This is a genomic window from Roseibium sp. RKSG952 (genome assembly GCF_009711355.1).
The window spans coordinates 319102-327028 of record NZ_SMMF01000963.1 but is presented as its reverse complement, the minus strand read 5'-3'; the positions used below and the strand labels follow the sequence as shown (position 1 = coordinate 327028).

Below are 7927 nucleotides of genomic sequence, written 5' to 3'. Positions count from 1 at the left end.
GGGGGGCATGGTACGGCGATTGCCTGGGCCCCCGATGTTGCACAAGCCGCTGGTCTTGATGGCGCAACCGAGCTTGGTGTGGCGGTCGCCACGCTAGGCCTCGTGCTGGCCGCTCTGGTTGGTGGGCCGATTGGTCGCTTGCTGATCGAGGGTCGTGCCCTGAGCCCGGAACGCCCGGATGAGGAACATACCGTCGGTTTGCCAAAGGAAACCACTGAACAACCCAACGATATTGATCATTTGGCCATCATGCGGGTTCTGCTGTATCTGAACCTTGCGATCATATCAGGCTATGTTTTGGGCGAAGCAATTCAGGCGGCGGGCCTGAAACTGCCATTGTTTGTCCCTTGCTTGATCATGGGGATCGTGATCTCGAACCTGCGGAGCGCGATTGCACCCTCGGCACCTCCGGTGTCGCGCACCCCGTCTTTGGCGCTGATCTCTGAATTTGCGCTGGGCGCTTTTCTGGCGATGTCGCTGATGAGCCTGCAGTTGTGGACGATTGCCGAGCTTGGCATGGCGATCGCAGTCATCATGGCCGCGCAAACACTATTTGCGGTTGCCTTTGTAATCTGGGTTCTGTTCCCGCTGATGGGCGGAAATTACCGTGCCGCAGTGCTGGCTGCCGGGTTCGGGGGCTTTGCGCTGGGCGCCACACCTACGGCAATTGCCAATATGACCGCCGTAACCAAGCGATATGGTCCGTCGCCTATTGCCTTTATCGTGCTCCCCCTTGTATCCGCATTCTTTGTGGATATCGCCAATGCCATCGTCATTCAGACGATTGTAAATTTCTAAGGACCGAAAATGCCCGACCTGCTGATCGAACTGTTTTCCGAGGAAATCCCCGCGCGCATGCAAAGCCGGGCGGGTGAGGATCTGAAAAAGCGGATAACCGATGGTCTGGTCGAGGCCGGTCTGACCTATGCTGGGGCTGCAGCACTGACCACACCGCGCCGTCTGACGCTGGCGGTCGAAGGGTTGCTGGCGGAAAGCCCGACAATCCGGGAAGAGCGCAAAGGCCCCAAGGTTGGCGCGCCGGATAAAGCCATCGAAGGGTTCCTGCGCGGCGCAGGTCTGACCCGCGACCAGCTGGAAGAACGCGACACGCCCAAAGGCGCGGTCTATTTCGCCACCATCGAAAAGCCCGGCCGTCCGGCGGCAGATATCGTGGCCGAGGTGCTTGGGGCCACGATCCGCAATTTCCCATGGCCCAAATCCATGCGCTGGGGCAGCGGTGGGATGCGCTGGGTTCGCCCGTTGCACTCGATCCTATGTATTCTGTCAGATGAGGCTGGCGCCCAGGTGGTGCCGATGGAGGTCGAAGGGATCAAATCGGGCGATACGACCGAGGGCCATCGCTTCATGGCTCCGGGCCGGTTTTCTGTGACATCGTTTGAAGATTATTCCGCCAAGTTGAAACGCGCCTTTGTTGTTTTGTCACCCGAAGAGCGGGCCGAGCATATCTGGAACGATGCCCAGAACATGGCCTTTGCTGCCGGTCTGGAAGTGGTTGAGGATAAAGGGTTGCTGGCCGAGGTTGCCGGGCTGGTTGAATGGCCGGTGGTCCTGATGGGGCAGATCGACGACGAATTCCTCGAACTGCCGCCCGAGGTTCTGCAAACCTCGATGAAAGAGCATCAGAAGTTCTTTTCGGTTCGCAATCCGAAAACCGGCCGGATCGAGCGTTTCGTCACCGTCGCTAACCGCGAAACCAGCGACAATGGCGCGACCATTCTGGCGGGGAACCAGAAGGTGCTTTCGGCCCGTCTGGCGGATGCCAAGTTCTTTTGGGAAAACGACCTGCGTGTCGCCAAAACGGACATCGCCCAATGGACCCGCGCGTTGGAGAATGTGACCTTCCACAACAAGCTCGGCACACAGGCCGAGCGCATCGATCGCATCGCCGCCCTGGCCCGTGAACTGGCCCCGGTGACCGGAGCGGATGCTGATCAGGCCGAGAAAGCCGCGCGTCTGGCCAAGGCCGATCTGAGCTCCGAGATGGTCTATGAATTCCCGGAACTTCAGGGGATTATGGGCCGCTACTACATCGAAGCCGCAGGCGAAGACGCCACGGTAGCCGCTGTGGCGCAGGATCATTATTCGCCGCTTGGCCCCTCGGACGACGTGCCAACCGCGCCGTTGTCTGTAACCGTGGCGTTGGCCGACAAGCTGGACACGTTGACCGGGTTCTGGGCGATTGATGAGAAGCCGACCGGATCGAAAGACCCGTTTGCGCTGCGGCGTGCGGCGTTGGGAGTTATTCGGCTTATCCTTGAGAACGATTTGGATGCAGATTGGCTAATGATGATCACCATTGGTTGGAATGCCCACCATTGGGACGATTTTTGGGATCGCATTGCACTTGCAAATGAAAAACAAAAAAGAGGTGACGGCGAACCTTGGGCTGAGATGACGGACGAGGAGATTCATCTGCGAAACAATACTGTTTTGGACCTGCTCTCCTTTTTCCACGACCGTCTAAAGGTCTTCCTACGCGACAAAGGCATCCGCCAAGACGTTATCGATGCCTGTATCGAAAAGGAGAACACTGACCTCAACCTGCTGGTCAAACGCGCCCGTGCCCTGAACGCAGTGATCGCGACTGAAGATGGCGAGAACCTCGTGCAGGGCTTCAAGCGCGCCAACAATATCCTCACCCAAGCCGAGGAAAAGGACGGGGTCGAGTACTCCTATGGTGCGGATATCAAGTTTGCGGAAACCGATAGCGAGAAGGCTCTGTTCGCAGCGCTGGACGCAGCGCAGGCCAAGATCGATCCGGCCCTCAAGGCCGAGGATTTCCCGGCTGCAATGTCCGCAATGGCAAGCTTGCGCGGCCCGGTAGATGCGTTCTTTGAGGATGTTCAGGTCAACACCGACAATGATATCCTGCGCCGTAACCGCCTGAACCTGCTGAGCCAGATCCGTCAGGTCTGTTCCAGCGTGGCCGATCTGACCAAGATCGAAGGTTAAACATGTGGGCGCGCATGATAGCGCGCCCATAACGCCCTTGCGCGAAGGGCAAAGGCGCTTATGCTGCGGTGAAACCAAAAGGTGCCGCAGTGCAGAATAATCCGCATACCACGCTTATCACTCCCGACGCGCCCGTCGCCGCCAACACCCATGGTGGCCGGGCGAAATGCCTGCAACGCTTGGTTCGGCTGGATTTGCCGGTGCCACGAACCGTGGCGTTGTCCTTCGATGCGGTGCATCGGCTGGCCGAGGGAGACATGCCTGACATTGATGCGGTGCTTGAGCAGTTCGATGCAGCGGCTCTGCTATGTGTCCGGCCCAGCTCGGAAGATCCGGATTGGGGCGGCCCCGGAGCCGTTCTTAACATCGGCATGAACGACGCCCGCTATGTCGATCTGTCTGACAAGATGGGTGCCGAGGCTGCGGCGGCGCTCTATCTGCGGTTTGTTCAGAGCTACGCAATTCATGTGGCGCGGCTGGATGCGGATGTGTTCGATGATATCGAAGCAGACGGCCGCGAAGGATTGCGTCAGTCGCTGCGCGCCTATGAGGATGAGACAGACGAAGCCTTTCCGCAGGACCGCGGCGAGCAGCTGATCGGTGTCCTGCGGTCGATGGCACGCGCATGGGACGGAACCTCGGCCCGCTTGTTGCGTCAGGCCAAGGGCGCACCTGCTGATGCGGGGCTGGGATTGGTCATTCAGGAAATGATCCCGGGCGTCGGACAGGGCGAGTGCGGATCGGGCGTTCTGCAACTGGTGGATTCGACGACCGGCACCCAGCAGATCACCGGTCGCTATTTGAGCCAAAGCCAGGGCCGTGATGCCTTGGGCGAGGGGGTCGCCGCGCTCTATCTTGAGAAAGACCCGCGTGGACGGTCCCTGGAAGAGGTCGCGCCCGAAGGTTTTGCGCACCTGAAGGCCCATGCAGCATTGATGCGAGAGAAGCTGCGCGAGGAAATGCAGGTCGAATTTGTCATCGACAATGGCGACATCCACATTCTGGACGGTGTACGTGTGCAGCGTAGCGCGCGGGCTGCCATGCGGATCGCCGTTCGTCTGGCCGAAGATGGCATCATCCCGCCGCAAGAAGCGGTTATGCGCATCGACCCGCATTCGCTGAATGAACTACTGCACCGACAGGTCCATCCCGAAACAACGCGGGATGTGTTGACCACCGGGATTGCCGCAAGCCCGGGGGCTGCGACAGGGCGTATCGTTTTCACCGCCGCCGAAGCTCAGGCCAGTGCATCGCGTGGGGAGCCTTGTGTACTTGTGCGTCGCGAGACGTCGCCGGAAGATGTGCGTGGCATGCATGCGGCCGTGGCTGTTCTAACGGAAAAGGGTGGCATGACCAGCCATGCAGCTGTGATCGGGCGCGGCTTGGGGTTGCCATGTATTGTCGGTGCCTCGGACATGAGGTTCCAGACCAAGAAGAAATTGCTGACCGCGCCGGATGGGCGCGTATTCAAGACCGGTGACATCCTGACCATCGACGGAAGTTCGGGGCAGGTGCTGGCTGGACAACCGGCAATGCTGGAAGCCGCTTTGGATGATTGCTTTCAGACCTTGATGGGTTGGGCGGATGCCGAGCGAGACATTGCAATCCGCGCAAATGCAGATACGCCTGCCGATGCGCAAACCGCGCGAAATTTCCAGGCCCAGGGGATCGGGCTATGCCGGACCGAGCATATGTTCTTTGATCCCGGTCGCCTGATCGTGATGCGCGAGATGATCTTTGCTCAGACTTCGTCAGGACGTGCAGCTGTGCTGGAGCGTTTGTTGCCGATGCAGCGTGATGACTTTGTTCAGCTGTTTCGGATCATGGAAGGGCAGCCTGTCTGCATCCGTCTGTTCGACCCACCCCTTCACGAATTCCTGCCCACCACACGCGGCGGCCAGCGTGAACTGGCCGAAGCGCTTGATCTGCCGGTCTCGGATGTTGAACGTCGCGTTGCAGCGATGACCGAGTACAACCCGATGCTTGGCTTGCGCGGCGTCCGGCTTGGGGTCACCGTGCCTGAAATATATGACATGCAGGCGCGCGCGATCTTCGAGGCAACGCTGGAAGCCAGCAAGAATGGCGCCCCTGTGGTGCCCGAAGTCATGATCCCGCTGGTTTCCGCCAAACGCGAGGTTGAGCTGGTGAAATCCCGCATCGATTCCGTAGCCGCCGCGGTGGCCGCCGAGCAGGGGCAGGAATTCGAGTACCGGCTGGGCGTGATGGTCGAGACACCGCGCGCGTGTTTGCGCGCTGAAGAGATCTCACCCAATACAGCGTTTTTAAGCTTTGGGACCAATGACCTGACGCAGATGACCTATGGGCTGTCCCGCGATGATGCTGGCCGTTTCATGTCAGCTTATGTGCAACAGGGTGTGTTTACAGAGGACCCATTTCACGTTCTGGACCCTGATGGGGTCGGCGAATTACTGAAATTGGGGTCCGAGCGTGGGCGCGCGGCACAGCCGGATGTTACACTTTCAGTCTGTGGTGAACATGGCGGTAACCCCGAATCAATCGCCATTTGCCGGGATCTGGGGTTTGACTATGTGTCGTGTTCTCCATTCCGTGTACCCGTCGCTCGGCTGGCTGCCGCTCAACTGGCGATTTCGTCCAAACTTGGGGGTTGACAGAGGCCGAAAGCCCAAGGATTAGTGGGTTTGGGATGGACCTGTGGTCAAATTTATTTGGCCCCGCGGGCAAGATTTTTCTTGCTTTTTCATCAGAACTAGACGTTTGCCCCTGTCTGGGGTATTAGCCTCGTCGCGCCCGCCGGGGGAGGGTATGGCGCGTGAAGTGCCTGTGCGAGGTTATCTGATGCTACGTTACATAATGGCTGTTGCCGTATCGGCAGCAACCGTGCTGCCGAGTGCGTCCTTCGCTGAGAGGGAAGCAACGAATAGTGCGAAGCGAGAACTGGTTGCCCGAAGCGAATTGCCGGGACAGAGCTTCCGTGACTACCTGAACTTGTTTAAGCCACGAAAGGTGGTTGAGCCCGTTCAGATATCGTATTCCAATGACTGGCTGGACAAACAGCCCAAGGCAACCGGTGATGAAAACTGGAAATGCCTGGCCGAGGCCCTGTACTTCGAAGCGCGCGGTGAGAGCGTTCGTGGTCAGTTTGCCGTGGCCGAAGTAATCCTGAACCGGGTTGAAAGCGGTCGCTTTCCGAATTCACTCTGCGGTGTCATCCGTCAGGGAACCGGCAAGAAATACCAGTGCCAGTTCACCTATACCTGTGATGGGCACAAGGAAGTGATTCACGAAAAGAAGGCGTATGAGCGCGTAGCCAAGGTTGCCCGCGCTGCCATCGACGGTGTTGCCAAAGAGCTGACCGAAGGGGCGACGCACTACCATACCAAGGCAGTGCGCCCGTCATGGTCGCGTGTCTACAAGGAAACTGCTCGGATCGGCGTTCACATCTTCTATCGCCACAACTACCGGACAGCGAGCAACTGATTGACGCACCCGCGCTGGAACCTTGATGGCGCGGGGTAATCTAAGTCCTATATTGCGGGCCAGGAGGCCCGTAATGAAATTCACCCGCAGACAAATCCTGCAATCGGCGGCGGCTCTTTCGCTATTGCCCATTGCCGCCCGCGCCACTCCACAGGTTCTGGAGGCGCGCGAAGCAATACAGCGTATCGCCCCTCAAGGCTTCCCAGAGACTCAGGTCTGGAGTTTTGATGGTACAGTTCCCGGTGCCCCGATCCGGGTCCCACAGGGTTCGCGGGTACAGCGCAGATTGCTAAATCAGCTACCGCAGCCAACGTCGGTTCATTGGCATGGCATCCGTATCGATAACGCAATGGATGGGGTGCCGGGCCTGACGCAGGACGTTGTTCCGACGGGTGGTTCGTTTGACTATGACTTCGTTGTCCCGGATGCCGGAACCTATTGGTATCACGCGCATAACCAATCAATGGAGCAAGTTGCCCGCGGCCTTAGTGGTCCGTTGATCGTAGACGAAGCAAACAAGCCCGATGTGGATCAGGACCTGACGCTGATGCTGGACGACTGGCGTCTTGATCCTGAGACGGCTTTGATTGTCGATGATTTTGATAACGGTCATGATCTGAGCCACGCCGGGCGTCTCGGCAATCTTGTATTGGTCAACGGACAGTTTGATCCGATGTTTGAAGTGAGGCGTCACGAACGACTGCGATTGCGTCTGATCAACAGCTCTAACGCGCGGATTTTCGATGTCGGGCTAGAGAGTTTGTCCGGCTGGATCGTAGCTTTGGACGGAATGCCTCTTGAGGCGCCACTACCTGTAACTGAGGCATTTCCGCTGGCCCCGGCGCAGCGCGCAGACCTGATTGTTGATGTCGTCGCGGAGTCTGAGGGCACTGCCAGTTTGGTCAGCTTTGAGCGGGACGGTGCGTTTGGTCTGGCTCGGTTCACTATTGGAGAACAAAATAGAGATCAGGGCAGACAGGGGATCGACCCGCTTCCTCGAAATCCGCTGCCTGAGTTGCAGGACATAGATCAGGCACCAGTGCATCGAATGGTGCTGCAGGGTGGGGCGATGCGATGGCTGGAGAGTGCCAGGATCGGAGATGCAGAGCTGTCCGGGCGGGAACTGGCGCAACTCGGGCGGTTCTGGGCGCTGAACGGATATGCAGAACGTCCCACTGATCCGTTTCTTGATGCGCAGCTGGGCAGCGTCCACAGAATTGAGTTCGTCAATGAAACGGTGTTTCCGCATGCAATGCACCTGCACGGTCATCACTTCCGGCTGGTGTTGGAGGACGGAACATTGGGGCCGTGGCGCGACACAGTGCTGGTCGACCGAGGGCAAACCCGACAAATCGCGCTGGTTGTGGATAATCCGGGCGATTGGCTGCTGCATTGCCATATGCTGGGGCACGCTGCATCTGGTATGATGAGCTGGTACAAGGTGAGCTGACGCCGCATTCGACGGCTGGAATGGCGTTTGTTTGGGTGCTATAGG

The 7927-nt window shown here is 58.6% G+C and carries 5 protein-coding genes; all 5 read left to right on the top strand.

Annotated features, from left to right (window positions below):
* Positions 1-798, top strand: a 798-nt coding sequence (locus E1297_RS47705) for a sodium/glutamate symporter (protein ID WP_305793826.1), incomplete at its 5' end; no start/stop codon positions are given.
* A gap of 9 nt (positions 799-807) precedes the next feature.
* Complete coding sequence (gene glyS / locus E1297_RS47700) at positions 808-2973, top strand: glycine--tRNA ligase subunit beta (protein ID WP_155151396.1); 2166 nt, start codon at positions 808-810, stop codon at positions 2971-2973.
* An 89-nt stretch (positions 2974-3062) separates the two neighbouring features.
* On the top strand, positions 3063-5603 hold the full coding sequence (locus E1297_RS51510) for a putative PEP-binding protein (protein WP_209016431.1): 2541 nt from the start codon (positions 3063-3065) through the stop codon (positions 5601-5603).
* 187 nt (positions 5604-5790) lie between these two features.
* Positions 5791-6432, top strand: coding sequence for a cell wall hydrolase (locus E1297_RS47690; protein ID WP_209016430.1), 642 nt, complete (start codon positions 5791-5793; stop codon positions 6430-6432).
* A gap of 73 nt (positions 6433-6505) precedes the next feature.
* A complete protein-coding gene (locus E1297_RS47685; RefSeq protein ID WP_155151393.1) occupies positions 6506-7882 on the top strand; it encodes a multicopper oxidase family protein in 1377 nt (458 codons plus the stop codon).
* Positions 7883-7927: the final 45 nt, after the last annotated feature.

Excerpts from the sequence above, each read along its gene's own strand:
- glyS (WP_155151396.1), top strand. The coding sequence starts at position 808 with ATGCCCGACCTGCTGATCGAACTGTTTTCCGAGGAAATCCCCGCGCGC.
- E1297_RS47690 (WP_209016430.1), top strand. The coding sequence starts at position 5,791 with ATGCTACGTTACATAATGGCTGTTGCCGTATCGGCAGCAACCGTGCTG.
- E1297_RS47685 (WP_155151393.1), top strand. The coding sequence starts at position 6,506 with ATGAAATTCACCCGCAGACAAATCCTGCAATCGGCGGCGGCTCTTTCG.